The sequence below is a fragment of the Streptomyces sp. NPDC051217 genome, assembly GCF_044455465.1.
GTDB lineage: Bacteria > Actinomycetota > Actinomycetes > Streptomycetales > Streptomycetaceae > Streptomyces.
Genome location: NZ_JBITEV010000009.1, coordinates 283019 through 307673 on the forward strand (window position 1 = coordinate 283019; position 24655 = coordinate 307673).

A 24655-nucleotide genomic window follows, 5' to 3' on the forward strand; every position below is an offset into this window, starting at 1 on the left:
CCCCTCGCAAGGTCGGGGGCGCAGTAGGGGACGGCAGCTGGTTCAGCCGGTGAGCGGTACGGCGGCAAGCGCGGCGATCAGCCACGTCAGCGGTCCGAAAACGGCGAGCAGCGCGCCGGCCCGCAGTGCGGCAGCGGTACGCAGGAGCCCCATGGGAGCGCCCACCCGCCCCAACGCAGCCGTCGTCTCGGTGCGGGCGTGCCTGGCCTCCAGGACCGCCATCAGCAGCGTCGCGACGGTGCAGCCCACGATGAGCGTGGCGCCGAGGCCCGTGAGCGGTCCGAAGGGACGCGGGTCGCCGGGGCCGTACAGCGCCGCGGCGGCGAATCCGCCGGAGACCACGGCGCAGACCACGCCCAACGGGCGGCCGATCCGCACCGCCTCGTCCATCAGCACGCGCCCCGCGAGCAGACGCGTCGCGCCGGGGCGCAGCATCTGCAGGAGCCGGCCGCAGAGGTGCGCGATACCGGGGCCCGCCAGCGCCAGGCCGAGCGCCGTCAGGGACCAGCCGGCCAGGACACCGGCCGGGCTGCCCTCGAAACGTCCCGGCAGCGGCAGCGGCGCCCCCGAGCCGCCCCGGCTCGCGTACGTCTCGACGGCGAGCCCGGCAGCGGTGAGAGCCACGCCCCAAGGCAGCCCCGACGGGGCGGGCTTGGGCGTCGCCGGCCGCTCGGGATCGGCGTCGTCGAACGGCCTCGACTTGCGCGGACGAAGGGCGAGTCCGGTCGCCAGAGAGGCGAGGACCGGTACGACGGCGAGCAGTGTGAGGGCGGCGGCCAGCGGCAACGGCTGCCCCGCGCCGAGCAGATCGGATGCCGCGCCGTCGAAGGGCAGCCCCGTGAGGTCACCGCGCAGGTGGAGGAAGAACAACAGCGCCACCACGCTGCCGAGCGTGCAGGACAGGGTCGTCGACGCGGCGGCCAGGGCGGTGAGCTGCGCCGGGCCGAGGCCCACCGCCGAAAGCCCCGGACGGGGCCGGGTGCTCGGGTCCGTACGGGCCACGGCGACGGCGAACTGCACCGTAGCGGCGAGCGGGAGCACGCACCACAGCAGACGCAGCACCGATCCGGCGGGGTGGTTCATGGCCCAGCCCAGCGTGCACAGCAGGAGGAAGCCGACCCCCGCCGACGCCGCGGCCACGAGCAGCCGGCGCAGCAGGACGAGGGGGTGGCTGCCGCGGGCTAGACGGAGAGCGAGCACGCTGCCTGGCCCTCCGCCTCGGCCGGTCGCAGGGCGCCTACGCGGCGGCCGTCGACCAGGACGACGGTGCGGTCGGCGAGCGTCGCGACGTCGTCGTCAAGAGTGGCGAGTACGACGGTGATGCGGTGGGAGCGCGCCGCGGTCGTCAGCGTGCGCAGGACCTGGGCGCGGTCGGCGGCGTAAAGCGGTGCCGTCGGCTCGTCGGCGAAGAGTACGGAGGGCGTGCTGACCAGGGCACGGGCGATGGCCACACGCTGGCGCTGCGACTGGAGCAGGGCGTGCGGGCGCTTGCGGGCGCACATGCCGACATCGAGCCGCTCCAGCCACTCCGTGGCCGCGGCCTTCGCCGCACGGCGTGAGGAGCCGCGCAGCAGCATCGGCAGGGCGGCGTTCTCCCACGCGTTGAGTTCGGGGACCAGGACGGGATCGGAGTCGATCCAGCCGAAACGGTCGCGCCGAAGCCGTTCCCGCAGTACCGGGGGCATCGTGTGGACGGCGGTGCTGTTGAACCAGACCTCGCCCTCCTTGGGAACGAGCTGGCCCGAGAGGCACCGCAGCAGGGTCGTCTTGCCACTGCCGCGCGCGCCGCTGACGGCGAGGATCTCGCCTTCTCGCACACCGAGCGAGACGCCGCTGAGCGCCGGCGAGCCGTTGTGAGAGTGGTGCAGAGAACGCGCCCAGAGCACGTCGTTGTCCGGCGGGGCAACCATGGCGTACACCTCGGTTCGGATCAGGCTCGGATCAGAGCTGACGTACCGCGCCCCGTCCGGGGGGAACGAAGGCGAAGCCGATCGGTCACTGCACCGTAAGGATCAATACCGAGATGGGCGGACAGCACACGGCCCGGGTGGCCCCCATTGCACTCGAACGGGGGCACCCGGGCCGCGGTGATCAGAGCTTCGTCCAGGCCTCCGTCAGGACGCTGCGCAGGATCTGCTCGATCTCGTCGAACGTCGACTGGTCGGAGATCAGCGGCGGCGCCAGCTGTACGACGGGATCACCGCGGTCGTCGGCGCGGCAGTAGAGCCCGTTGTCGTACAGGGCCTTGGAGAGGAAGCCGTACAGGACGCGCTCCGTCTCCTCGTCCGTGAACGACTCCTTGGTGAGTTTGTCCTTGACCAGTTCGATGCCGTAGAAGAAGCCGTTGCCCCGTACGTCGCCGACTATCGGCAGGTCGTGGAGCTTGCGCAGTGTGGAGAAGAAGGCGTCCTCGTTGTCCAGCACATGCTGGTTGAGGCCCTCACGCTCGAAGATGTCGAGGTTGGCGAGGCCGACGGCCGCGGAGACCGGGTGGCCGCCGAAGGTGTAGCCGTGCAGGAAGGTGTTGTCACCTTCGTAGAAGGGCGCGGCGAGACGGTCGGAGATGATGCAGGCGCCGATCGGTGAGTAGCCCGACGTCATGCCCTTGGCGCAGGTGATCATGTCCGGTACGTAGCCGAACTTGTCGCAGCCGAACATCGTGCCCAGCCGGCCGAACGCGCAGATGACCTCGTCCGAGACGAGCAGCACGTCGTACTGGTCGCAGATCTCGCGGACCCGCTGGAAGTAGCCCGGCGGGGGCGGGAAGCAGCCGCCCGCGTTCTGTACCGGCTCCAGGAAGACGGCGGCGACCGTGTCCGCGCCCTCGAAGAGGATCTCCTGCTCGATCTGGTCGGCGGCCCAGCGGCCGAAGGCCTCCGGGTCGTCGCCGTGGAGCGGGGCGCGGTAGATGTTGGTGTTCGGCACCTTGTGGGCGCCGGGGACCAGCGGCTCGAACGGGGCCTTCAGGGCGGGCAGTCCGGTGATGGACAGCGCCCCCTGCGGCGTGCCGTGGTAGGCGACGGCGCGCGAGATGACCTTGTACTTGGTGGGCTTGCCCGTGAGCTTGAAGTACTGCTTGGCGAGCTTCCAGGCGGTCTCGACCGCCTCGCCGCCGCCGGTGGTGAAGAAGACCTTGTTGAGGTCCCCGGGCGCGTAGTGGGCCAGCCGCTCGGCAAGCTCGATCGCCTTCGGGTGGGCGTAGGACCACACGGGGAAGAAGGCGAGCTCCTGAGCCTGCTTGTAGGCGGTCTCGGCCAACTCGTGGCGCCCGTGGCCCGCGTTGACCACGAACAGGCCGGAAAGGCCGTCCAGGTAACGCTTGCCGTTGACGTCGTAGATGTAGGTGCCCTCACCACGCACGATGGTGGGCACGGGTGCGTTCTCGTACGACGACATGCGGGTGAAATGCATCCACAGGTGGTCGTAAGCGGTTTTGGAGAGGTCCTTGCTCACGGCTATCGGGTTCCCCACATGTAGGTCTGCTTCTTCAACTTGAGGTAGACGAAGCTCTCGGTGGAACGCACGCCGGGGAGCGCGCGGATCCGTTTGTTGATGACGTCCAGCAGGTGGTCGTCGTCCTCGCAGACGATCTCCACCATCAGGTCGAAGGAGCCCGCGGTCATCACCACGTACTCGCACTCGTCCATGTGCGTGAGCGCGTCGGCCACCGGGTCGAGGTCGCCCTCGACGTTGATGCCGACCATCGCCTGGCGCCGGAAGCCGACGGTCAGCGGGTCGGTGACGGCCACGATCTGCATGACCCCCTGGTCGAGCAGCTTCTGGACGCGCTGCCGTACGGCTGCCTCGGAGAGGCCCACGGCCTTGCCGATCGCGGCGTAGGGGCGCCGTCCGTCCTCCTGAAGCTGTTCGATGATCGCGAGGGACACGGCGTCGATCGCGGGCGACGATCCGTTTCCGTGCCCGTTCCTGGGGTCTGCGCTGCGACTGGCCACCGGCTCACTGTGCACCGCGACTCGCCCGTCTTGCAACCCCGAAGCGATGAAATTCGTTGTGTGAGGGTTCGAATAAGACTGAATCCGAAGTTCGGAGGGGTCGGGCCTGTCGAAAGCGTCGGCGGAACGCTTAGGGTGGGTATCTCACCCATCGGACATCCGGGCATGACATCTCTAAGGAGGGGTGGCAGTGACCACCGAGCTGCGCCGTCTGCGTAACTACATCAACGGGGAGTTCCGGGACGCCGCCGACGGGCGGACCATCGAGGTGGTCAACCCGGCCACGGGCGAGGCCTACGCGACGTCCCCGCTTTCCGGCCAGGCCGACGTCGACGCCGCGATGGAGGCCGCCGCCGCGGCGTTCCCCGCCTGGCGCGACACCACCCCGGCGGAGCGTCAGAAGGTGATGCTCAAGATCGCGGACGCGTTCGAGGAGCGCGCCGAGGATCTGATCGCCGCGGAGTCGGAGAACACCGGCAAGCCGCTCGAACTGACCCGCACCGAAGAGATCCCGCCGATGGTGGACCAGATCCGCTTCTTCGCAGGTGCGGCGCGGATGCTCGAGGGCCGCTCGGCCGGCGAGTACATGGACGGTTTCACCTCCATCGTGCGGCGTGAGCCGGTGGGCGTCTGTGCGCAGGTCGCGCCGTGGAACTACCCGATGATGATGGCCGTGTGGAAGTTCGCCCCGGCGCTCGCGGCGGGCAACACCGTCGTACTGAAGCCGTCGGACACCACCCCCGCCTCCACGCTGCTCATTGCGGAGATCATCGGCGCGATCGCGCCCAAGGGTGTCTTCAACGTCATCTGCGGCGACCGCGACAGCGGGCGCACCATGGTGGAGCACGCGACTCCGGCGATGGTCTCGATCACCGGCTCCGTACGGGCCGGGACGCAGGTCGCGGAGTCGGCCTCCAGGGATGTCAAGCGCGTGCATCTGGAGCTGGGCGGCAAGGCGCCGGTCGTGGTCTTCGAGGACCTCGACAGCGAGGCGATCGCCAAGGCCGTCGAGGACATCTCGGTGGCCGGTTTCTTCAACGCCGGGCAGGACTGTACGGCGGCGTGCCGCGTCCTGGTGCACGAGGCGATCCACGACGAGTTCGTGACCGCGCTGGCGAAGGCCGCCGCGGAGACCAAGACCGGGGGGCCGGACGACGAGGATGTCCTGTACGGGCCGCTGAACAACGCGAACCAGCTGAAGCACGTCTCGGGCTTTATCGAGCGGCTGCCGGCCCATGCCAAGGTCGAGGCGGGCGGGCACCGGGTCGGCGACAAGGGGTACTTCTACGCGCCGACGGTCGTCTCGGGTCTCAAGCAGGACGACGAGATCATCCAGAACGAGGTGTTCGGGCCCGTCATCACGGTTCAGTCGTTCACGGACGAGGCGCAGGCACTGGAGTACGCGAACGGGGTGGAGTTCGCGCTCGCCTCCTCGGTGTGGACGAAGGACCACGGGCGTGCGATGCGTATGTCCAAGAACCTGGACTTCGGGTGTGTGTGGATCAACACGCACATCGTGCTGGTCGCGGAGATGCCGCACGGCGGCTTCAAGAAGTCGGGCTACGGCAAGGACCTGTCGGCGTACGGCTTCGACGACTACACCCGTATCAAGCACGTGATGACGTCGCTCGACGCGTAAGGGGTGCGCGAGGCGCTGAGGTAGGCAAAGTGCGCGAGGCGCTGAGGTGGCGCGGGCGGCGGTGGTCGGGCCGGTCGGCGTGCCGCTGCGGCGGCACCGCTTCGCTCGCCAACTCGCATGAACGTCGCCCGAGTTGAGGCTCCCCGGGGCGGGGCACGGACACGCTCGTCATCCGTGCCCCGCCCGTCCCGTCTGCAGGGGCCCGGCCCGGCTGCTACGGGCGCCACTGCCCTCGCGCGCCGGGGGGAGGCGAGAAACCGTTGAACTCGGGCCCCGTTGTGGGTGGTTGGGCGCAGGGGCCCGGCCCGACCTGCCCCGCCTTTCTTAGTCCTTCGGCCCGCTCAGCCGGTAGCTACGGAGCAGTTTCGCGAGCGTGTCGATGCGGTTCGTCGTGATCGAGTCGACTCCCGCCCCGACCAGGCGTCGCATGCTCCGCCCCGTGTCCGCCGTCCAGGCCGAGACCAGATACCCGTCGCGGTGGACGCGCTCCGTCAGCTCCCGACTCACCAGACCGAAGCGGTAATTGAGCCAGCGGGGCCGTACCGCGTCCAGCAGTACGGGGCGCGGCGGTGACAACGACTGCCACGTCATCGCGATTTCGGCTCCCGGGTCGGCGGCCCGCACGGCGAGCATCGCATCGGCGCCCGCGCAGTAGTACACCCGATCCCCCGCACCGCATTCGCGCACCGTCCCGACCACCGTGTCCACCGTCTCCTTGCTGGAGTCCGGCAGATCAATCATCAGGCGCGCGTCCGCCACCGGCCCCGGCGCCCGCAGTACCTCCTGGAGCGTCGGCACGCCGCCCCGTGTCAGGTCGCTCAGATCGGCGCGGGTGACGTTGGCGACCGCCCGGTCATGTCCCCAGAGCCGTTTCAAAGAGGAGTCGTGCAGCAGCACGGGCACCCTGTCGCGCGTGACACGTACGTCGATCTCCACGGCGTCGGCGCCCCGTTCCAGGGCGGAACGGACCGACGAAAGGGTGTTCTCGCGAACGCGGTACGGGTCGCCCCGGTGCCCGACGGCCACGACCGGACGCTCCACCGCGCCGCCCTCCCCGCCCGGTGCGGGCGTCACTTGGCGAGCCACTGCGCGGTGTACGTGTCGATCTCGGCGTTCAGCCGGTCCTTGCCCGCCCGGTCGAGGAACGACGCCTGGACGGCGTTCTTCGCGAGCCCCGCCACCCCTTGCTCGTCCAACTCCAGAAGCCGCGCCGCGACCGCGTACTCGTTGTTGAGGTCGGTGCCGAACATGGGCGGGTCGTCGCTGTTGACCGTGACCAGTACCCCCGCGGACACCAGCGTCCTGATCGGGTGCAACTCGATGTCGGTGACCGCCCGCGTGGCGATGTTGGAGGTGGGGCAGACCTCCAGAGGGACGCGGTTCTCGGCGAGGTACGCCATCAACTCCACGTCCTGGGCGGAGCTGATGCCGTGACCGATCCGTTCGGCGCTCAGTTCCTTGAGCGCGTCCCACACCGTGCCGGGCCCCGTCGTCTCGCCGGCGTGCGGCACGGAGCGCAGCCCTTCGGCGACCGCCCGGTCGAAGTGGGGCTTGAACTGGGGCCGCGGTACGCCGATCTCCGGGCCGCCCAGACCGAAGGACACCAGGCCCTCGGGGCGGAGGTCGACCGCGAGCCGCAAGGTCTCGTCCGCGGCTTCCATGCCGGCCTCGCCCGGAATGTCGAAGCACCAGCGCAGTACGACGCCGAACTCGGCCTCGGCCGACTTGCGGGCGTCCTCGATCGCCTCAATGAAGGCCTTCTCGGGGATGCCACGCCGGGTCGAGCTGAACGGGGTGATCGTCAGCTCCGCGTAGCGGATGTTCTGCCGGGCCATGTCGCGGGCGATCTCGAACGTCAGCAGCCGGACGTCCTCCGGGGTGCGCAGCAGGTCCACGACCGAGAGGTAGACGTCGATGAAGTGCGCGAAGTCGGTGAAGACGAAGTAGTCGGCCAGCGCCTCGGGGCTGGTCGGCACCTTGGAACTCGGGTGCCGGGCGGCCAGTTCCGAGACGATACGGGGCGAGGCCGAGCCGACGTGATGGACATGCAGCTCGGCCTTGGGCAGCCCTGCGATGAAGGGAAGAAGGTCGGTCATCGGGTCCTCCGCGTGCTGAGCGGCGGCGGAAAGGGTGTCGCCGTCCGCCGGGCAGGACGTCCCCCTGCCCAGGGCTGTACCGGACACGGATCATCGTAGGCGGGGTGGGGAAGGCGCCCGGCAGAGGCCTTAGCATGACGGAATCACGATGGGGGAGGACCATGTCAGACAGCAGCGGGCAGCCGTCGGGCGGCCACGTGCCGAGCGATCCCTGGGCGCCGCCGGAGCACAACGTGCCGTTGGGCAAGCCGGAACAGGTGCCTGGGCACCTCCAGGACCAGCCTCCGGTGCGGCCTGTCTACGACCAGCCGACCGTCACAGCGATGCCCGGTATGGGGCCGGAGTCGGGCGGTGCTGCCGCTCCTGGCGCCGGGGCGGCCTTCGGAGCCGTGCCTCCGCCGCCGATAGCACCTGGGGGGCCGGCCCCGGCGGCTTCCGGTCCGTACGGCTACCCGGGCGCGCCCAGCGGCCCTCCCTACCCTGGCTACCAGGCGTACCCGGGCTATCCGGGATACGGCCAGGGATCCTGGTCCGCCCCCGCGAACGGCATGGGCGTCGCCGCGATGACGCTGGGCATTCTGTCGATCTGTCTCTTCTGCCTGTACGGCGTCGTCGGTATCGTCCTGGGCATCCTCGCCGTGATTTTCGGCGTGGTCGGCAAGAAGCGTGCCGAGCGGGGTGAGGCCACCAACAGGGGGCAGGCACTCTCCGGGATCATCATGGGCACCATCGGGATCGTCATCGGCGTGGTCGTCATCGGCCTCATCATCTGGGGCATCACCGACGCGATCAACGAAGACCTCAACGACAACGACGACTTCGACAGTGGCACCGGCGGTTACTCCGCCATGCTTCTGGTGGACACCGACCGCTGAGTCCACCGTCGGTCCAACCGCCGGTCCCGCCGGGGAAACGCCCCCGCCCCGCACGTTCGACCGGTGCCCTTCGTCCGGCGGGTCTCCCCGTCGGTCAGGCCTCACCCGCCTCCGCCCGGAGCTGTTCGCGCGCCTCCATCAGGGCGAAGCCCAGCAGATTCAGCCCGCGCCAGCGCGCGGGATCCTGCGCCCGCTCGTCGTCCGCCGCCAGTCCGATGCCCCATATCCGGTCCATCGGGCTGGCCTCGACGAGCACCCGGTCACCGGTGCCCAGCAGATAGTCGCGCAGCCGGTCGTCCTGCCGGAACTTGTGCACGCTGCCCTCCACGACGATGCCGGACCGCTCGCGCTCCCACACGGCCTCGTCGAACCCGCGCACCAGCCGCCCCGCCTTCTTCGCCAGCGCCGGACCGGACGCGGCCAGTGCCTTCCGCTCCGCCTCCGGGTCGTCGAAGAGCCTGGCCTTGGCGGCCATCATCCAGTGCTCCGCCGTCGCGTACTCGACCCCGTCGACCGTGAACGGTGACTGCCACCACTGGCTGAGGCAGCTCGCCCCGATCACGCCGTCCGGCCGCGGGGTGTGCCCCCAGAAGTGCAGATACTTGACCTTCACGCCGCGACCCGTACGGTCTGCCAGCTCCGCAACAGTGATCATCCCCATGCACGTGAGTGTGCCAGCCGCCACTGACAGTCCGTCTGCCGATCAAGGCGGTGGAGCGACACATGGTCAACCGATTCCGTCGCGTAACCAAAAGGCAACAACGGAATCACTTGTTGGACGCCCCTTGCTCTGTCAGTATCGGCACTCAATTCAAGCCAGAACAACACTCGCGGCTTCGGATCAACCGAGGCGACAGCCGGAAGACAGCCGCAGGACAGCCGGAACACGGAGAACGCCATGGGCAACCGCTTCCCCGCGCGGGACCGCTTCGAGGACGGTGCGCAGTTCATCGACGGCCGGCTGCGTCCCGGCACCTCGGGCCGTACGCACGCCGTGGTCGACCCGGCGACGGGCCGGGAACTGTTCACATACGAACTGGCGGGGCCTGCCGACGTCGACGCGGCCGTCGCCGCCGCGCTCGCGGCGTACCCGGGCTGGGCCGGCGCCACCCCGGGGGAGCGTTCCGGCGCGCTGCACCGTTTCGCCGCCGTACTCGCTGAGCGGGCGACGGAATTCGCGGAGGCGGAGTCGCTCCAGTGCGGGAAGCCGATCAAGCTGTCCACGGAGTTCGACGTTCCCGGGACCGTCGACAACGCCGCCTTCTTTGCCGGCGCCGCTCGTCATCTGGAGGGCGCGTCGGCGGGTGAGTACAGCGCCGACCACACCTCCTACGTACGCCGCGAGCCGATCGGCGTGGTCGGGTCCATCGCCCCCTGGAACTACCCGCTCCAGATGGCCGCCTGGAAGATCCTTCCGGCGGTCGCGGCAGGCAACACGATCGTGCTGAAGCCGTCGGAGCTGACGCCGTTCACCTCACTGCTGTTCGCCCAGGCGGCGCAGGCGGCCGGCATCCCCGACGGCGTGATCAACATCGTCAACGGGGCGGGCGCCGACGCGGGCGAGCGCCTCGTCGGCCACCCGGACGTCGTCATGACCTCCTTCACCGGGTCCACCGCCGTCGGCAAGCGCGTCGCCGAGATCGCCACGGCCACCGTCAAGCGCCTGCATCTGGAACTCGGCGGCAAGGCCCCGTTCCTGGTCTTCGACGACGCCGACCTGGAGGCCGCCGTCCACGGCGCCGTCGCCGGCTCGCTCATCAACACAGGGCAGGACTGCACGGCCGCTACTCGCGCCTACGTTCAGCGTCCGCTCTACGACGCTTTCGTGAGCGCCGTCGGGGCGCTGATGGAGACGGTGCGTCTCGGAGACCCGTTCGCCCCGTCGACCGACATGGGGCCGCTGATCTCGCACGCGCACCGCGACCGCGTCGCCGGCATCGTCGACCGGGCCCGCGGCTACGCCCGCGTCGTCACCGGCGGCTCCGCCCCGGACGGTGCCGATCTCGCCGACGGCGCGTACTACCGCCCCACCCTCGTCGTGGACGCCGCCCAGGACAGCGAGATCGTCCAGTCGGAGATCTTCGGCCCCGTCCTGGTCGTCCTGCCCTTCGACTCCGACGACGAGGGCATCCGCCTCGCCAACGACACCCCGTACGGCCTCGCCGCGTCCGTCTGGAGCCGCGACGTGTACCGCACGGGGCGCGCCACCCGCGAGATCAAGGCCGGCTGTGTCTGGGTGAACGACCACATCCCGATCATCAGCGAGATGCCGCACGGCGGCTACAGGGCCAGTGGTTACGGAAAAGACATGTCCGCGTACTCGTTCGAGGAGTACACGCAGGTCAAGCATGTGATGTACGACAACACCGCAGCCGCCAGGAAGGACTGGCACCGCACAATCTTCGGGGACCGTCTCTAACTCTTCGCACCCTCTCCTCACCCGAAAGGGCATCGCCCATGGAGCAGTACGAGCCCGGCCGTCTCTCCGCGGCCCAGATAGCCGCGACGCGTCGCAGCCTGAGCAACGGACGGGGCGCGCTCAGCCGCCGTTCGCTGCTGCGTGCCACCGGCGCCGGGGCGCTCACGATCGGCGGCGTGGCGGGCCTCGGCGCCTGCGGGATTCCGCCCGCGAAGGGCGAGAGCGGGGGCACCGCCGCAACCGACCACTCGGCGAAGGAGAAGCGCGTCGTCTTCTCCAACTGGACCGAGTACATGGACGTCAGTGAGGACGAGAAGAGCTTCCCCACCCTGGAGGCGTTCACGAAACGCACCGGGATCCAGGTGAAGTACACGGCGGACATCAACGACAACGTCGAGTTCTTCGGCAAGATCCAGCCGCAGCTCGCGGCCGGTCAGGACACGGGGCGCGACCTCATCTGCGTCACCGACTGGCTGGCCGCCCGCATCATCCGGCTCGGCTGGGCGCAGAAGCTCGATCCCGCCAACTTGCCCCACGCGTTCGCGAATCTGTCCCAGCAGTTCCGCTCGCCCGACTGGGATCCGGGGCGCGCCTACACGTATCCGTGGACCGGTATCCCCTCCGTCATCGCCTACAACAAGAAGGCGACAGGGGGCCGCAAGATCGAGTCCGTCTCGCAACTGCTCGACGATCCCGACCTGAAGGGGCGGGTCGCGTTCCTCTCCGAGATGCGCGACTCCATCGGGCTGACGCTGCTCGACATGGGCAAGGACCCGGCGTCGTTCTCGGACGACGACTTCGACGGCGCCGTCGCCCGTATACAGAAGGCCGTCGACAAGAAGCAGATCCGCCGTTTCACCGGCAACGACTACACCGCGGATCTCAGCAAGGGCGACATCGCGGCGTGTCTCGCCTGGGCCGGCGACATCGTGCAGCTCCAGGCGGACAACCCGGACATCCAGTTCGCCATCCCGGAAGCCGGCTACATGATCTCCAGCGACAATCTGCTGGTCCCGGCGAAGGCCCGGCACAAGACCAACGCCGAGAAGCTCATCGACCACTACTACGAGCTTCCGATCGCCGCGCAGCTCGCGGCGTACATCAACTACGTCTGCCCCGTCGAAGGCGTCCGTACGGAGCTCGCGAAGATCGACGAGTCGATGGCGTCAAACCCGCTGATTCTCCCCGACGCGGCGATGGCCTCGCAGTCCCACGCCTTCCGTTCGCTGAGCGGTGAGGAAGAGACGGCGTACGAGGAGAAGTTCGCCAAGCTCATCGGCGCCTAGGCCGCGAGATCCGACGTGGCCCCGTGTGGCCCTACAAGACCCCTCAGGCCGCCGGCTCGCACTGCCACGGGCCGCGGGGTCCCAGAGGCCCCCTCCGCTCCGTTCCGCCCCTCCCAAGCCCCCGGGATCGTTACCCATGACTGAGACCGCATCCACCGACCGGGGCGGCGACGACGTCCGCCTCACCGGGATAAGCAAGTCGTACGGCTCCTTCCACGCCGTCAAACCCCTCGACCTCACCGTCCCGGAGGGCTCCTTCTTCGCCCTCCTCGGTGCCTCGGGCTGCGGCAAGACCACCACGCTGCGGATGATCGCCGGCCTGGAGGAACCGACCACCGGGTCGGTCTTCCTCGGCGACAAGGACGTCACCGGCCTGCCGCCGCACAAGCGCCCCGTCAACACGGTCTTCCAGAGTTACGCGCTCTTCCCGCACCTCGACATCTACGAGAACGTCGCGTTCGGCCTGCGCCGTCGCGGCATCAAGTCGGTGAAGAAACAGGTCGGCGACATGCTCGACCTCGTCCAGCTCGGCGACTTCGCGAAGCGCAAGCCGCACCAGCTCTCCGGCGGCCAGCAGCAGCGCGTCGCCGTGGCCCGCGCCCTCATCAACCATCCGAAGGTGCTGCTGCTCGACGAGCCCCTCGGCGCGCTCGACCTCAAGCTGCGCCGCCAGATGCAGCTGGAGCTCAAGCGCATCCAGACGGAGGTCGGCATCACCTTCGTGCATGTCACGCACGACCAGGAGGAGGCCATGACGATGGCCGACACCGTCGCCGTGATGAACGCGGGGCGGGTCGAGCAACTGGGCGCTCCTGCGGAGCTGTACGAGAACCCGCGGACCACCTTCGTCGCCAACTTCCTCGGCACCTCCAACCTCATCGAGGCCGACGTCGCGGAGAAGACCGGCGACGGGGTGGTGGTGACCTCGGCCGGCGTGAAGCTGAGGCTGCCCGCCGACCGCTGTACGACGCACGTCCCGGACGGCGGCCGGCTGCTCGTCGGCGTACGCCCCGAGAAGATCACCCTCGCGCACGCGGACGACGAGGGTTCCATCCCCGCGGGCCGTAACCGGATCACGGGGCGCATCGTCGACTCCAGCTTCATCGGAGTCTCGACGCAGTACGTCATCGACAGCCCCGTCTGTGCGGAGTTGGAGGTGTACGCGCTGAACGTCGAGCGCGACGGCCGGCTCGTTCCGGGGGCCGAGGTGGTCATGCACTGGAACCCCGCGCACACCTTCGGGCTCGACGCGGCCCAGGACATCGACGCGGGCGTCAAGACGGTGGACGAGGAGGGGTCGTGACCGCCACGGCAGCACCACCCGCGGCGCCGGCCACACCTCCGGTCACCGACGCGACAGTACGCAAGGTTCCGCGCCGTAAACGCCTCGTCCCGTACTGGCTGCTGCTGCCCGGCATCCTGTGGCTGCTGGTGTTCTTCGCGCTGCCGATGGTCTACCAGGCGTCGACCTCCGTACAGGCGGGCTCCCTGGAAGAGGGCTTCAAGGTCACCTGGCACTTCCAGACCTACTGGGACGCGCTCCAGGAGTACTACCCGCACTTCGTACGCTCGCTGTTGTACGCGGGCACCGCGACCGTGCTGTGCCTGCTGCTCGGCTACCCGCTCGCGTACCTCATCGCCTTCAAGGCCGGCCGCTGGCGCAACCTCCTGCTGGTCCTGGTCATCGCCCCGTTCTTCACCAGCTTCCTGATCCGCACGCTCGCCTGGAAGACGATCCTCGCGGACGACGGCGCCGTGGTCGGGGCATTGGACACCCTGCGGGTGCTCGACGTGACCAGCTGGCTCGGCTGGACGGCCGACGACCGCGTCCTGGCCACGCCCATGGCCGTCGTCTGCGGCCTCACGTACAACTTCCTGCCTTTCATGATCCTGCCGCTCTACACCTCGCTCGAGCGCATCGACGGGCGGCTCCACGAGGCGGCCGGAGACCTCTACGCGAAGCCGGCGACGACCTTCCGCAAGGTCACCGTCCCGCTGTCCATGCCGGGCATTGTCTCCGGCACGCTGCTGACCTTCATCCCGGCGAGCGGCGACTACGTCAACGCGGAACTGCTCGGCTCCACCGACACCAAGATGGTCGGCAGCGTGATCCAGAGCCAGTTCCTGCGGGTGCTCGACTATCCGACGGCGGCGGCGCTCTCGTTCATCCTCATGGCGGTCGTGCTGGTCGTGGTCACCGTCTACATCCGCCGTTCAGGGACGGAGGACCTGGTCTGATGCGCTGGATCCGACGCAACGTGGTCGTCGTCGCGGGGCTGCTCACGCTCGCGTACATGATTCTGCCGAACCTCGTCGTGATGGTGTTCTCCTTCAACAAGCCGAAGGGGCGCTTCAACTACGAGTGGCAGACGTTCTCGCTCGATGCCTGGAAGGATCCGTGCGGCGTCGCGGACCTCTGCGGGTCGCTGGCGCTCTCGTTCCAGATCGCCGCCTGGGCGACGATCGGGGCCACCGTCCTCGGTACCATGATCGCCTTCGCGCTGGTGCGCTACCGCTTCCGGGCGCGCGGCGCGATCAACTCGCTGATCTTCCTGCCGATGGCCATGCCCGAAGTGGTGATGGCGGCCTCGCTGCTGACCCTATTCCTGAACATGGGGGCGGAGTTGGGGTTCTGGACCGTCCTCATCGCGCACATCATGTTCTGCCTCAGCTTCGTGGTGACGGCAGTCAAGGCGCGCGTCATGTCGATGGATCCGAAGCTGGAGGAGGCGGCCCGCGATCTGTACGCGGGGCCGGTGCAGACCTTCGTACGGGTCACCCTGCCGATCGCCGCACCGGGGATCGCGGCGGGGGCGCTGCTCGCCTTCGCCCTCTCGTTCGACGACTTCATCATCACCAACTTCAACGCCGGTTCGTCCGTCACCTTCCCCATGTTCGTGTGGGGATCGGCGCAGCGCGGCACACCGGTGCAAATCAACGTCATTGGGACGGCAATGTTCGTCATTGCGGTACTGATGGTGATCGGCGGCCAGCTGGTCAGCGACCGGCGAAAGAAGGCCGCAACACCCTGAGCAGGACCTGAAGGAGTTGGAAGACATGGCCCCTGGAGCCATGCGTACAGCAGCCGCCTCACTCGCCGACGCGCAGCCCGTGGCCTACTGGCTCGACGACCCGGGCAAGCCCGGCGCCGTGCCGGCCCTGGCGGGCGATGAACGGTGCGATCTGCTGGTCGTCGGCGGCGGCTACAGCGGCCTGTGGACCGCGCTCCTCGCCAAGGAGCGCGACCCGCGCCGCGACGTCGTACTGATCGAGAGCCGCGAGGTGGGCTGGGCCGCCTCCGGCCGTAACGGCGGCTTCTGCTCCGCCTCCCTCACCCATGGCCTCGCCAACGGGCTCAGCCGCTGGCCCGGCGAGCTGCGGGCGCTGGAGGACCTCGGCGAGGGCAATCTCGACGCCATCGAGTCCGCCGTCGAGCGCTACGCCATCGACTGCGACTTCGAGCGCACCGGCGACATCACCGTGGCCACGGAGCCCCACCAGCTCGAAGATCTCCGCCAGTTGTACGAGGAGGCGACCGCGTCCGGCTTCACGGGTCTGGACCTCCTGGACGGCGAGGCGGTGCGCGCGGAGGTCGACTCGCCGACGTTCCTCGGCGGCCTGTGGGACCGGCGGGGCGTCGCCATGCTCAACCCGGCCATGCTCGCCTGGGGGCTGAAGCGGGCCTGCCAGGACCTCGGCGTACGGATCTACGAGAACACGCCCGGTCTCGAACTCGCCCGCTCCGGCCCCGGCATGGCTGTCCGCACGCCGTACGGCCGCGTGCTCGCCCGGCACGTCGCGCTCGGCACGAACGTCTTCCCGTCCCTGGTACGGCGCGTGCGGGCGTACACGGTGCCCGTCTACGACTACGCCCTGACGACCGAGCCGCTCACCGAGGACCAGCTCGGCGCCATCGGCTGGAAGGGGCGGCAGGGACTCAGCGACGGAGCCAACCAGTTCCACTACTTCCGGATCACCGCCGACAACCGCATTCTGTGGGGCGGCTACGACGCGATCTATCCGTACGGAGGACGCCTCGACGCCGCCCTCGACAACCGCCCCGAGACCTATCTCAAGCTCGCCTCCCACTTCTTCACCTGCTTCCCTCAGTTGACGGGGGTGCGGTTCAGCCACGCGTGGGGCGGTGCCGTCGACACCTGCTCGCGGTTCTCCCCCTTCTTCGGTACGGCGCACGGCGGGAGGGTCGCGTACGCCGCCGGGTACACCGGCCTCGGTGTCGGCGCGACCCGCTTCGGCGCCGACGTCATGCTCGATCTGCTCGCGGGGAAACGGACGGAGCGTACGGAGCTGGAGATGGTCAGGACGAAGCCGGTGCCGTTCCCGCCGGAGCCGGCCGCCTGGGCCGGGATCGGGCTCACCAAGTGGTCGCTGGCCCGCGCGGATGTCAGGGGCGGGCGGCGCAACCTCTGGCTGAAGGCCATGGACCGGGTCGGGTTGGGCTTCGACAGCTGACCTCCGTACGGAGGGGGGCCTCGCCGGGCTGTTTGCCGGCCGGGGCGTGGCCCGGTCCTGGGCCGGCCGTGGCCCCGGTGGCCCCGGTCCGGTCTCTCGGTGGAGTCATGAGTTTCTCGTCTGGTGCTGTGACCCACATCACCACTGACTGTCGGTCTGAACTCGCGTAATGATCCGGCGCGATCTCCCTCTCCCTCTGTGGACGCACTGTCCAACAACGTGGAGCGGAGGCCGCATGATGACTGACTCGGGGGCCCACTCGGTGGCGAGGGCCGCGCTGGAATGGCTGGCGTCGGTGGCGCCGGATCCCGACGCCTGCCGCTGGGAATGGGAGCGGAACCCGCACGGGGTCGCCCTCCTTCCCGCCGGGAAGCGCTGGGACGTCCTGATCCTCCCCGGTGAGCTGGGATATCCGACGCTCAAGGTTCTGACCCGGCTCGTCGACCGGCCGGGCCCGGTCCTGGCCGACTTCGGCGACGCGCGCCTCGGGTTCTTCGTGCCGCCCGGCACCGTCGCCCGCTGGATCGGCACGGGGGTGCGGGGCGCGGGTGGCGGTACGTGGATCGTCGTCCCGTACCCGGGGCGCACCGGGGGCGGGGTTCGCTGGGTGATCCCGCCCGACGGCTCCGGCACGCTCACGGACCCGCCGCTGCTGGAGCTTGCGATGCACGAGGCGGCGGCCGAGATCGCCGCCGAGGCCGGGGGTGACGCTGGGGGCGGCGCCGGGGGCGGCGGGGCTGTCGGCGGAGGTTCTGGTGGCGACGGGGGTGATGACCGGGCGAGCTGAGCGCTGAGCGGCGAGAGCCGAGGGTGTGTGAAGCGCGGACTTCGTAAGACGCGCGCGGCCCCGTCGGGGCGGTGGGGTGGTTGATGACAGCCCGCCGGGGCGGTTGGGCAGTCGGAGCCGTAGAGCACCAGAGGTCTTGACAACCTGATTGGTCTGGACCATGTTGTGCCCGGCTCGGTCACTCAATTCCGCCATGCCCGGAGGCAGTTGTGGAACGCAACAGACGACCTTCTCGGTACCCCAGACTGGTGGCCGCTCTCGCGGCAGCCGTACTCACCGCCGGCGGTCTCGTCGTCTCCGCCGAGACAGCGCGCGCGGCCGATGCGGACGTCGCCACCAACGGCGGCTTCGAATCCGGTCTCACCGGCTGGAGCTGTACGGGCGGCAGCGGTGTGACCGTCAGCAACCCCGTGCACGGCGGCACCGCGGCACTGAAGGCCACTCCGGCGGGCAGCGACAACGCGAAATGCAGCCAGACCGTCACGGTCCGACCCAACTCGGCGTACACCCTGAGCGCCTGGGTCCAGGGAAGCTACGTCTACCTCGGCGCCTCCGGCACCGGCACCACCGACGTCTCAACATGGACCCCGTCCGCGCCGAGTTGGCAGAAACTCACCACCTCCTTCCGCACCGGCCCCGCAACCACGTCCGTGACCCTCTACACCAACGGCTGGTACGGAACCCCCGCCTACCACGTCGACGACCTCAGCCTCGTCGGGCCGGGCGGCGAGACCGGGCAGCCCCCGCCGCCGCCCCCGCGGGCCTCAGGTCCTCGACCGTCACCGCGTCCTCGGTCGGCCTCGCCTGGTCGCCCGTGGCGGGCGCCACCGGCTACACGGTGCACCGCGACGGCGCCCCGAACCTGAACGTCACCGGCACGTCGACCACCGTCACCGGGCTCAGCCCCGCGACCGCCCACCGTTTCCAGGTGTCCGCCACCAACGCCGCCGGCCGCTCCCCGCTCTCCTCCGTCGTCACCGCGACCACCCGGCCGGCGGACGGCGGCGGCAACGAGTCGGACCTCCCCGCCCACGCCCTGGTCGGCTACCTCCACTCCAGCTTCGCCAACGGCTCCGGCTACACGCGCATGGCCGACGTGCCCGCCTCGTGGGACGTCATCAACCTCGCCTTCGGCGAGCCGACGTCGGTCACCTCGGGCGACATCCGCTTCAGCCTGTGCCCGGTCGCCGAATGCCCGAACGTCGAATCCCCCGCCGAGTTCAAGGCCGCCATCAAGGCCAAGCAGGCCGCGGGCAAGAAGGTCCTGATCTCCATCGGCGGCCAGAACGGTCAGGTCCAACTCGCCTCGACCACCGCGCGCGATGCCTTCGTGAGCTCCGTATCCAAGATCATCGATGAGTACGGCCTCGACGGCCTCGACATCGACTTCGAGGGCCACTCGCTCTCCCTCAACAACGGCGACACCGACTTCCGCAACCCGACGAGCCCCGTCGTCGTCAACCTGATCTCCGCCGTGAAGAGCCTGAAGGCCAAGTACGGGGCGGACTTCGTGCTCACGATGGCCCCGGAGACGTTCTTCGTGCAGCTCGGCTACCAGTTCTACGGATCCGGCCCCTTCGGCGGCCAGGACCCGCGCGCCGGGGCGTACCTCCCCGTCATCCACGCCCTGCGCGACGACCTCACCCTGCTGCACGTCCAGGACTACAACTCGGGGCCGATCATGGGGCTCGACAACCAGTACCACACCATGGGCGGCGCCGATTTCCACATCGCGATGACCGACATGCTGCTCACCGGCTTCCCGGTGGCGGGCGACACCACAAAGGTTTTCCCGGCGCTCGACCCGGGCCAGGTGGCGATCGGACTCCCGGCGTCGCAGCAGGCGGGCAACGGCCACACCACCCCGTCCGAGGTGAACAAGGCCCTGGACTGTCTGACGAAGAAGACCAACTGCGGGTCGTACCAGACACACGGCACGTGGCCCGCCCTGCGCGGGCTGATGACCTGGTCGATCAACTGGGACCGCTTCAACCAGTGGGAGTTCTCCCGGAACTTCGACGGGTACTTCGGAAGCTGAGCCGAGCCGACCAGTCGCGGCTTGCCCTACGGGGCGTCCGTTCCCGAGCCGGCGGCCCTGCGGTTGTCGATCCACCGCAGGGCCGTCACCAACAGGGCCAGCACCGTGCCGCAGAGCACCCAGCTGCCGACCACGTCGAGCGGCCAGTGGTAGCCCCGTAGCACCAGTCCGATGCCCGTCGCCGCACTGAGCACCACTGCGACGGGCATCGCCCATTCGCGCCCCGTACGGGGCCGCAGAAGCAGCGCCGCGCCGCAGTAGGCGACCATCGCGGTCGCTGTGTGTCCCGAGGGGTAGTAGCCGGACTCCGCCGTGAGCGGCCCCGTCCGGTCGATCCACAGCTTGAGCGGGATCACCAGCACCGGAACGGCGGCCATGGCCAGCACGACCGCCACCGCCCGCGCACGGTGTCCCCGCCACACCGCGTACCCGACCGCGACGGCCAGGACAGGCAGGGCGACCGGCATGCCACCGAGATCGGCCAGGAATTCCGTCAGTCCGGTGGGGCCGCACCCGAAGGCGTCGCGGCCCAGTCGCTCATCGGCGTTACGGAGCGGGCCACCGGCGACGACCTGCCAGGTGACGAGCGTGAAGAGAACAGCGCAGACGGCGAACGCCCCGCGGGGAGTGAAGGGGCCGACGGGGCCTGCTGAGCCGAAGCGCCCGGAGAAAAATGCCGGCCGCCCCGGAACAGGGGGGGTAGTTCCGAGACGGCCGCCGGGATCGGGTCGCCGCGCGCCCCGGGGGGTTTGGGGCGGGCGGCCGTCCGATCGATGAGGAATTCCGGAGCTGGATGCTCCAGTGCGTCCGAAGACGCGACCAGGACGGAGCTGGGGAAGCGCCGTCGAGGGGTCGCCCGCAGTCTCCTGCGAGCGGGGTGTTTCTTCCATCTGGCGAAACCGTACGTCAGGGCCGTGAGGTCCGACAGCGGGAAGCTGAACCCGCCATCGGCCCCGCACACCTTCTTCACAGGCCCGCCCCCGGGGACCGGCACACGGGGCGGTGGAGCCCTCCGTACAGAGGCGGGCCGCGCGGGGGCCCGCCCCGTACGGTCAGAGTCCGGCGAGCGCCTGCTCAAGGATGTCCAGGCCCTCCGTAAGGAGGTCCTCGCCGATCACCAGTGGCGGCAGGAACCGGAGCACGTTGCTGTACGTGCCGGTGGTGAGGACCAACAGCCCTTCCACGTGGCACGCCTTGGCGAGCGCGGCCGTCGCCTCCGGGTTCGGCTCCTTGGTGTCCCGGTCCTTGACCAATTCCAGCGCGAGCATCGCGCCACGGCCCCGTACGTCGCCGATGACGTCGAACTTCTCGGCCATCTCCTTGAGACGAGGCTTCATGATCTCCTCGATGCGCCTGGCCTTCGATACGAGGTCCAGCTCGCGCATCGTCTCGATGGCACCGAGCGCGGCGGCGCAGGCCACCGGGTTCCCGCCGTACGTACCCCCGAGGCCGCCCGAGTGAGGCGCGTCCATGATCTCCGCGCGCCCCGTGACGGCGGCCAGCGGCAGACCGCCCGCGATGCCCTTCGCCGTGGTGATCAGGTCGGGTACGACGCCCTCGTCCTCGCACGCGAACCACTGCCCCGTCCGGCAGAAACCGGACTGGATCTCGTCGGCCACGAAGACGATGCCGTTGTCCTTGGCGAACTTCGCGAGCGCGGGCAGGAAGCCCTTCGCCGGCTCGATGAAGCCACCCTCGCCTAGCAGCGGCTCGATGAGGATCGCCGCGACGTTCTCCGCGCCGATCTGCTTGTTGATCTGGTCGATGGCCTGCGCGGAGGCCTCGGCACCTGCGTTCTCCGGGCCGGTCGGCCAGCGGTAGCCGTACGCCACGGGGACGCGGTAGATCTCCGGGGCGAACGGACCGAAGCCGTGCTTGTACGGCATGTTCTTCGAGGTCAGCGCCATCGTGAGGTTCGTACGGCCGTGATAGCCGTGGTCGAAGACCACGACCGCCTGCCGCTTCGTGTACGAGCGAGCGATCTTCACGGCGTTCTCGACGGCCTCGGCGCCAGAGTTGAACAGCGCGGACTTCTTCGCGTGGTCACCCGGGGTCAGCTCGGCGAGCTGCTCACAGACCTCCACGTAGCCCTCGTACGGCGTGACCATGAAACAGGTGTGGGTGAAGTCGGCGAGCTGGGCCGTGGCGCGGCGTACGACGGCCTCCGCGGAGGAACCGACGGACGTCACCGCGATGCCGGACCCGAAGTCGATGAAGCTGTTGCCGTCCACGTCCTCGACAACGCCGCCGCTCGCGCGGGCCGCGAAGACGGGCATCACGGATCCCACGCCGGCGGCGACCGCGGCGGTACGGCGGTTCTGCAGCTCCAGCGACTTGGGACCGGGGACGGCGGTGACGATGCGCCGCTCCTGCGGGATTGCGGTCATGAGGGGCTCCTGGGGGTGGTTCCGGACGCTACGTGTCTCGCGTGCTCGCATCTGCCTTCACTTCGCAGGCTAGGGGCGGAGAGGGGCGTCGGGCATGCGCCGTTCGGGAGCATCCGGGGCGTGTCGTTGTCCGCCACGGACATACGAGGCGGGGCGCCGTTTCACGCGCCCCGGGGGGCCCGCGGCCAACACTCCGTACGGCCGCAACGGTGAACTCCCCGTGTCCGGGCACTAGATTGAGGCCTGTACAGAGCGGACCTGGCTGGTCAGGGGACAGGGGTTCATGAACACCGACGGCACGCACGACTCACGCGGCACACGAGCCAATCCCGTGCCCCGTCCGGCGGGGCCACCGCCCCAGCCCCCCACGCCGCCGTCGGCGCCGCCGCCTTCCGCCCCGGGATCGCAGGCCGTCCCGCCCGCGGCCTCCGCCCCGAAGGGGCACGCCGTGCCGCCCGCCTCCCCGGCCCTGCCCCCCTCGCCGACGCACGCGCCGGCGCCGGGCATCGGCGCGTCCGTGGCCGACTGGCTGCGGATCGCCCGCCCCGAGGCCGAACCGGGCATCTGGCGGCTCGGCCACCATCCGCGCCCCCCGGAGGAGCCCGAGCAGGTACCGGCCCGTCAACTATTCAGCGGTGCGCTTGTCGCCTACCTCTGCGGCTGGCTCGTCTGGTCACTGCTCTGGAACGGGTATCTCGGCGGCTGGTGGATCTTCGGCGACAGCTGGTGGCTCCTGCCGATCCAGTGGCTGACCCCCGAGGAATGGCGGTCGCAGAACAGCCCCCACGTGGAGCTGTACGTCGCGGCGAGCTATCTCTACTACGCCCTCGTCGTCAGCCTGCTCGCCGTCGGCTTCGGTCGTATCGGCAACTGGAACGAGGTCTGGCGGCGCTACGGAGTGCCGCTGTGGCCCCTCTTCGTACTACTGCCGGGTTTCTGGCGCGAGATGCCGCGCACCGTCACGTGGCTCACCTGGGTGTCGAACGTCTACTACGTACTGCTCGTCGCCGCCGTGCTGGCCGTGATCGGGCGCGCAGGCACCTGGCCCCCCGTACGGCGCCGCCTCGGGATGGTTACTCCGGACGAGCTGCCCACGCCGCCGCCCCCGGCCGATGCCGACCCCGCGGACTGGCCCGAACTCCGCGCCGCCGGACTCACCGAAGCCGCCGCCAAGCTCGCCGACGCCGTACACCACGGCACCCTCAGCGACGTCGACTACGCACGGATCCGCCGCGCCTGGCAGGGCGTCCGTACCCGTCCCGAACGGCTGCCCGCCTTCACCGACACCGTCCGCGCCCACGGGGCGGGTGCCTGCGGGCACCCTTCGGGTGTACGTGACCTGCCGCTGCGTACCGCGCACCACGACCTCGCCACGGGGCAGGTCAGGATCGGCACCGCGGCGGACAGCCCCCGTAACCCGTACGCGCGGCGCACCACCGGCGTCGCCCTTGAGCCGGGGCTGCTCGGCACGTCGCTGCTCGCCGTCGGGCCCGCGGGCTCCGGCAAGACGGTCCGGCTGGTCCGCCCCGTCGTCGAGTCACTCTGCCTCCAGGCGCTGGCCAACCGCGCCGCCGTCGTCGCCGTCACCGCCGACGGGGCGGCGCTCGCCCCCGACGACTCCTTCGACCTCGTGATCGCCGTCGGCCGCCCCGACGCCACTCACGACCTCGACCTCTACGGAAGCGCCGACGACCCCGACGAGGCCGCCAGGACGCTCTCGGAGGCCCTCGTGGGCGATCTTGCGGCCGGTCTCCCCGGTGGGGACAGGCGCAGGGCCGCCACCGCTCTCGCCCAGCTCATCGGCCCGTACCGCAGCGTCCACGGGCGTTTCCCCGCCGTACCGGAACTGCGCGAACTGATCGGTGGTTCTTCCACGGCACTCCAGTCCCTGCGCACCGCCCTGGAGACGTCCGGCGACCCCGGCGCGGCCGCGCAACTGCGCGAGCTGGACGCACGCGAGCGGCAGTCGACTCGCGGCGACGACATCGGTGTCCTCCTGGCCGAACGCCTCGCCTTCCTCGACCGGCCCGCCTTCGCCCACTTCTTCCGTACGGACGGCAGCAGCCGGGCCTTCTCGCTGCGCGCCATCGAGCATCCGCTGAGGGTCAGGATCGACCTGCCCGAACGGGGCCACGCCGAGGCGTCACGGATCATCGCCCGGCTGCTCCTCGCCCAGTTCACCGACGCCGCGCTCGCTCGCGCGGACCGGTCGCTCTTCGCCTGCCTCGTCCTGGACGACGCGACGTACACCGTGACGGGCGACTCCGTCCGCGCCATCCAGCGGCTGCGCTCCGCGAACGCCGGCGTCGTCCTCGCGCTGCGCACACTGGAAGACGTACCCGACCCGCTGCGCGGCCCGCTCCTCGGAGCCGTGGGGTGCCGCATGGCGTTCTCCGGGCTCGGACCGTGGGACGGCGGGCGCTTCGCGGAGAGCTGGGGCACGGAGTGGGTCCAGACCCGCGACGTCACCAACCGGCAGATCATCTCCGACGAGCCGCTCACGAAGGCGGTGCACTTCATGCGGCGGCTGGTGACCGGCAAGGCGGCCACGGCGGAGGCGGTCACGGTGCGGGAGGTCGAGCGCGAACGCTGGTCGGCCTCCGAACTGGCCCACTCCGTGCCGGCGGGCCACGCCGTGCTCTCCCTGACCACCGTCGGCGGGGAGCACGCGCCGCCGATGCTGGTGGACCTCCGCACCTGAG

General features: G+C 69.9%; 19 protein-coding genes and 1 pseudogene. 11 read left to right on the forward strand and 9 right to left on the reverse strand.

The features are described from left to right. Nucleotides 1-42: 42 nt before the first annotated feature. The 4 genes from ACIBBB_RS21915 to ACIBBB_RS21930 all read right to left on the reverse strand — a co-directional run bounded on the left by ACIBBB_RS21915 (nt 43) and on the right by ACIBBB_RS21930 (nt 3968). Nucleotides 43-1200, reverse strand: coding sequence for a hypothetical protein (locus tag ACIBBB_RS21915; RefSeq protein WP_398984391.1), 1158 nt, complete (start codon nt 1198-1200; stop codon nt 43-45). Next, nucleotides 1182-1910, reverse strand: coding sequence for an ABC transporter ATP-binding protein (locus ACIBBB_RS21920; RefSeq protein WP_398984393.1), 729 nt, complete (start codon nt 1908-1910; stop codon nt 1182-1184). The genes ACIBBB_RS21915 and ACIBBB_RS21920 overlap by 19 nt, the downstream gene beginning before the upstream one ends. Before the next feature lie 181 nt (nt 1911-2091). Continuing rightward, entirely contained in the window at nt 2092-3471 is a 1380-nt protein-coding gene (locus ACIBBB_RS21925) for an aspartate aminotransferase family protein (RefSeq protein ID WP_398984395.1), read from the reverse strand. Continuing rightward, nucleotides 3456-3968: an Lrp/AsnC family transcriptional regulator gene (locus ACIBBB_RS21930; protein ID WP_398984397.1), complete on the reverse strand. Its 513-nt coding sequence runs from the start codon at nt 3966-3968 to the stop codon at nt 3456-3458. The genes ACIBBB_RS21925 and ACIBBB_RS21930 overlap by 16 nt, the downstream gene beginning before the upstream one ends. A gap of 175 nt (nt 3969-4143) precedes the next feature. Here ACIBBB_RS21930 and ACIBBB_RS21935 point away from each other — a divergent pair, with 175 nt between their 5' ends. Further along, nucleotides 4144-5592: a gamma-aminobutyraldehyde dehydrogenase gene (locus ACIBBB_RS21935; RefSeq protein ID WP_398984399.1), complete on the forward strand. Its 1449-nt coding sequence runs from the start codon at nt 4144-4146 to the stop codon at nt 5590-5592. A gap of 324 nt (nt 5593-5916) precedes the next feature. Here ACIBBB_RS21935 and ACIBBB_RS21940 read toward each other — a convergent pair whose 3' ends face one another. Together ACIBBB_RS21940 and ACIBBB_RS21945 are read right to left on the reverse strand one after the other, a co-directional pair. Further along, nucleotides 5917-6666: a glycerophosphodiester phosphodiesterase gene (locus tag ACIBBB_RS21940; protein WP_398984401.1), complete on the reverse strand. Its 750-nt coding sequence runs from the start codon at nt 6664-6666 to the stop codon at nt 5917-5919. Next, complete coding sequence (locus ACIBBB_RS21945; protein WP_398984403.1) at nt 6663-7688, reverse strand: adenosine deaminase; 1026 nt, start codon at nt 7686-7688, stop codon at nt 6663-6665. The genes ACIBBB_RS21940 and ACIBBB_RS21945 overlap by 4 nt, the downstream gene beginning before the upstream one ends. Before the next feature lie 161 nt (nt 7689-7849). Here ACIBBB_RS21945 and ACIBBB_RS21950 point away from each other — a divergent pair, with 161 nt between their 5' ends. Further along, the gene (locus ACIBBB_RS21950; RefSeq protein WP_398984405.1) at nt 7850-8563 is read left to right on the forward strand and encodes a DUF4190 domain-containing protein; all 714 of its coding nucleotides are present in this window, start codon (nt 7850-7852) and stop codon (nt 8561-8563) included. Nucleotides 8564-8657: 94 nt separating this feature from the next. Here the strand turns inward: ACIBBB_RS21950 and ACIBBB_RS21955 are convergent, their stop codons facing one another. Continuing rightward, complete coding sequence (locus ACIBBB_RS21955) at nt 8658-9218, reverse strand: NADAR family protein (protein ID WP_398984467.1); 561 nt, start codon at nt 9216-9218, stop codon at nt 8658-8660. A gap of 243 nt (nt 9219-9461) precedes the next feature. On the opposite strand from ACIBBB_RS21955, the gene ACIBBB_RS21960 reads away from it, so the two are divergent. From ACIBBB_RS21960 to ACIBBB_RS21995, 8 genes and pseudogenes are all read left to right on the forward strand, one after another. Next, nucleotides 9462-10982 (forward strand): gamma-aminobutyraldehyde dehydrogenase, encoded by a 1521-nt coding sequence (locus ACIBBB_RS21960; RefSeq protein ID WP_398984408.1) that lies wholly within the window; start codon nt 9462-9464, stop codon nt 10980-10982. A 38-nt stretch (nt 10983-11020) separates the two neighbouring features. Next, the gene (locus tag ACIBBB_RS21965) at nt 11021-12268 is read left to right on the forward strand and encodes a PotD/PotF family extracellular solute-binding protein (protein ID WP_398984410.1); all 1248 of its coding nucleotides are present in this window, start codon (nt 11021-11023) and stop codon (nt 12266-12268) included. Nucleotides 12269-12404: 136 nt separating this feature from the next. Further along, nucleotides 12405-13571 carry an ABC transporter ATP-binding protein gene (locus ACIBBB_RS21970; RefSeq protein WP_398984412.1) on the forward strand — a complete coding sequence of 389 codons (1167 nt, stop codon included), beginning with the start codon at nt 12405-12407 and terminating at the stop codon, nt 13569-13571. Then, nucleotides 13568-14506: an ABC transporter permease gene (locus ACIBBB_RS21975; RefSeq protein WP_398984414.1), complete on the forward strand. Its 939-nt coding sequence runs from the start codon at nt 13568-13570 to the stop codon at nt 14504-14506. The genes ACIBBB_RS21970 and ACIBBB_RS21975 overlap by 4 nt, the downstream gene beginning before the upstream one ends. Next, nucleotides 14506-15300: an ABC transporter permease gene (locus ACIBBB_RS21980; RefSeq protein ID WP_398984416.1), complete on the forward strand. Its 795-nt coding sequence runs from the start codon at nt 14506-14508 to the stop codon at nt 15298-15300. The genes ACIBBB_RS21975 and ACIBBB_RS21980 overlap by 1 nt, the downstream gene beginning before the upstream one ends. A 25-nt stretch (nt 15301-15325) precedes the next feature. Continuing rightward, on the forward strand, nt 15326-16741 hold the full coding sequence (locus ACIBBB_RS21985; RefSeq protein ID WP_398984418.1) for an NAD(P)/FAD-dependent oxidoreductase: 1416 nt from the start codon (nt 15326-15328) through the stop codon (nt 16739-16741). A gap of 238 nt (nt 16742-16979) precedes the next feature. Then, nucleotides 16980-17528, forward strand: coding sequence for a hypothetical protein (locus ACIBBB_RS21990; RefSeq protein WP_398984469.1), 549 nt, complete (start codon nt 16980-16982; stop codon nt 17526-17528). A 209-nt stretch (nt 17529-17737) separates the two neighbouring features. Continuing rightward, nucleotides 17738-19566, forward strand: a pseudogene (locus tag ACIBBB_RS21995) (chitinase). Between the two features lie 26 nt (nt 19567-19592). Here ACIBBB_RS21995 and ACIBBB_RS22000 read toward each other — a convergent pair. Further along, on the reverse strand, nt 19593-20456 hold the full coding sequence (locus tag ACIBBB_RS22000; RefSeq protein WP_398984420.1) for a phosphatase PAP2 family protein: 864 nt from the start codon (nt 20454-20456) through the stop codon (nt 19593-19595). Between the two features lie 162 nt (nt 20457-20618). Continuing rightward, nucleotides 20619-21953, reverse strand: a complete 1335-nt coding sequence (gabT, locus tag ACIBBB_RS22005) for a 4-aminobutyrate--2-oxoglutarate transaminase (RefSeq protein WP_398984422.1) — start codon at nt 21951-21953, stop codon at nt 20619-20621. 283 nt (nt 21954-22236) lie between these two features. Here gabT and ACIBBB_RS22010 point away from each other — a divergent pair, with 283 nt between their 5' ends. After that, on the forward strand, nt 22237-24654 hold the full coding sequence (locus tag ACIBBB_RS22010; RefSeq protein ID WP_398984424.1) for an ATP/GTP-binding protein: 2418 nt from the start codon (nt 22237-22239) through the stop codon (nt 24652-24654). Nucleotide 24655: the final 1 nt, after the last annotated feature.

Excerpts from the sequence above, each read along its gene's own strand:
- ACIBBB_RS21920 (WP_398984393.1), bottom strand. The coding sequence starts at position 1,910 with ATGGTTGCCCCGCCGGACAACGACGTGCTCTGGGCGCGTTCTCTGCAC.
- ACIBBB_RS21945 (WP_398984403.1), bottom strand. The coding sequence starts at position 7,688 with ATGACCGACCTTCTTCCCTTCATCGCAGGGCTGCCCAAGGCCGAGCTG.
- ACIBBB_RS21950 (WP_398984405.1), top strand. The coding sequence starts at position 7,850 with ATGTCAGACAGCAGCGGGCAGCCGTCGGGCGGCCACGTGCCGAGCGAT.
- ACIBBB_RS21955 (WP_398984467.1), bottom strand. The coding sequence starts at position 9,218 with ATGATCACTGTTGCGGAGCTGGCAGACCGTACGGGTCGCGGCGTGAAG.
- ACIBBB_RS21960 (WP_398984408.1), top strand. The coding sequence starts at position 9,462 with ATGGGCAACCGCTTCCCCGCGCGGGACCGCTTCGAGGACGGTGCGCAG.
- ACIBBB_RS21965 (WP_398984410.1), top strand. The coding sequence starts at position 11,021 with ATGGAGCAGTACGAGCCCGGCCGTCTCTCCGCGGCCCAGATAGCCGCG.
- ACIBBB_RS21970 (WP_398984412.1), top strand. The coding sequence starts at position 12,405 with ATGACTGAGACCGCATCCACCGACCGGGGCGGCGACGACGTCCGCCTC.
- ACIBBB_RS21980 (WP_398984416.1), top strand. The coding sequence starts at position 14,506 with ATGCGCTGGATCCGACGCAACGTGGTCGTCGTCGCGGGGCTGCTCACG.
- ACIBBB_RS21985 (WP_398984418.1), top strand. The coding sequence starts at position 15,326 with ATGGCCCCTGGAGCCATGCGTACAGCAGCCGCCTCACTCGCCGACGCG.
- ACIBBB_RS21990 (WP_398984469.1), top strand. The coding sequence starts at position 16,980 with ATGACTGACTCGGGGGCCCACTCGGTGGCGAGGGCCGCGCTGGAATGG.
- ACIBBB_RS22000 (WP_398984420.1), bottom strand. The coding sequence starts at position 20,456 with ATGGAAGAAACACCCCGCTCGCAGGAGACTGCGGGCGACCCCTCGACG.
- gabT (WP_398984422.1), bottom strand. The coding sequence starts at position 21,953 with ATGACCGCAATCCCGCAGGAGCGGCGCATCGTCACCGCCGTCCCCGGT.
- ACIBBB_RS22010 (WP_398984424.1), top strand. The coding sequence starts at position 22,237 with ATGAACACCGACGGCACGCACGACTCACGCGGCACACGAGCCAATCCC.